The organism is Pseudomonas sp. GXM4 (assembly GCF_008923895.1).
GTDB classification, from domain to species: domain Bacteria; phylum Pseudomonadota; class Gammaproteobacteria; order Pseudomonadales; family Pseudomonadaceae; genus Aquipseudomonas; species Aquipseudomonas atacamensis.
The window spans coordinates 1-1,546 of sequence record NZ_WBRZ01000487.1 but is presented as its reverse complement, the minus strand read 5'-3'; the positions used below and the strand labels follow the sequence as shown (position 1 = coordinate 1,546).

Genomic DNA, 1,546 nt, shown 5'->3' with positions numbered 1-1,546 from the left:
AAATAAGTTACAAAACCTGTTTTTCGCGCCGGTACACTTTTGCATGAAAGCAACTGAGACCGCCAAGGCCCTTGTGGGAGCGAGCCTGCTCGCGAAAGCGGTGTATCAGCAGACATCCATCTTGGATCGTTCCCACGCTCCGCGTGGGAATGCCTCAACGGACGCTCTGCGTTCGGCTTTGAAAGGGACGCGGAGCGTCCTGGACTTCATTCCCACGCAGAGCGTGGGAACGATCAGTCGGAGTGCCTGGAATCAGCGATAACGCTGCAAATGCTCGCCGACTTTCGCCGCAGGGACTTTCTGCAACTTGCACAACAGGTCGTGATTCAACTCGCGCACCCCATGCTTGCCGCGCAACTCTTGCGCCAGATGCGCCATCAGATTGGCCGCCATCTCGGCATCGGCCATGGCCCGGTGAGACTGGCCGGTATGCGGTAGCTGCGCGAAAGTGGTGAGCGTGCCGAGCTTGTGATTCGGCGCCGCCGGCATCAGGCGCCGCGCCAGCAGCAGCGAACAGGCGAAATTCTGCAGGCGTGTGCGTTTGATCCGCCCCAGTTCGAAATCCCAGAACTTCTGGTCGAACGAGGCGTTGTGCGCCAGCAACGGCGTGCAGCCGACAAACTCGTTGACCTCTTCCATCACCCGCTCGGCCGGCGGCGCGGTGCGCAGCATGGCGTTGCTGATGCCGGTCAGTTGCTCGATGAACGCGGGGACGCGCACCCCAGCGTTCATAAGGCTCTGGTAACGCTCGACAATGCGGCCGTTTTCCAGCATGACCACGGCGATTTCCGTGGCGCGGCAGCTGCTGTTCGGCGACAGGCCGGTGGTTTCAAAGTCGATGACTGCAATGCGTTCCAAACCGGGGTGTACTCCGTTCAAATCTATTGTTCAGCTCAGCTCTTGAGCAACAGCGCGCCTTCGATCGGCACGTAGCGGCTGGCGGCGCGGATCAGCGAGTTGGCGGTCAGGCCGGGCACACCGTAAGCGACTGCTTGCACGCCGTGCTTGTTGATGATGCGTTCGAGCAGCATGTCGAAATCGCCGTCACCGGAGGCCAGCACCACTTCGTCGACATGGTCGGCGGCGTCCATGATGTCCAGGGTAATGCCCACGTCCCAGTCGCCCTTGGCCGAGCCGTCGCTGCGCTGGATGTAGGGCTTGAGCTTCACGGTGAAACCGAGGTTGCGCAGGATCTGCTGAAACTGTTGCTGCTTGCTGTCGCCACGGTCGATGGCGTAGGCATAGGCCTCGACGATCTGCCCGTTCTTGCTGATGTCCGCCCACAATGCGGCGTAGTTGAAGTGGCAACCATAGGCCTGACGCACGGTGTAGTAGAGGTTCTGCACATCGGCGAACACTGCGATTTTTTTCACCGGAGTTCCTGTGGGCGCGCAAGCGCACGAAGCGGGGTCAGGCGATCAGGCCTGAAAAAGGCGCTCAGTATGCCAGCCAAGAGAAAGATTCAGCGAATAATCACCAGCTGGCGCCGAGGTGTCCCTGACAAACGGTGTTGTGGTGAGGGGATTTATCCCCGCTGGGCTGCGGA

The 1,546-nt window shown here is 60.3% G+C and carries 2 protein-coding genes; both read right to left on the bottom strand.

Going from position 1 to position 1,546, the window contains the following annotated elements; all coding sequences use genetic code 11:
* Positions 1 to 252 precede the first annotated feature (252 nt).
* Entirely contained in the window at positions 253 to 858 is a 606-nt protein-coding gene (locus F8N49_RS27630) for a PolC-type DNA polymerase III (RefSeq protein ID WP_151553299.1), read from the bottom strand.
* Positions 859 to 893: 35 nt separating this feature from the next.
* Positions 894 to 1,373, bottom strand: a complete 480-nt coding sequence (locus F8N49_RS27625; protein WP_056790604.1) for an NYN domain-containing protein — start codon at positions 1,371 to 1,373, stop codon at positions 894 to 896.
* Positions 1,374 to 1,546: the final 173 nt, after the last annotated feature.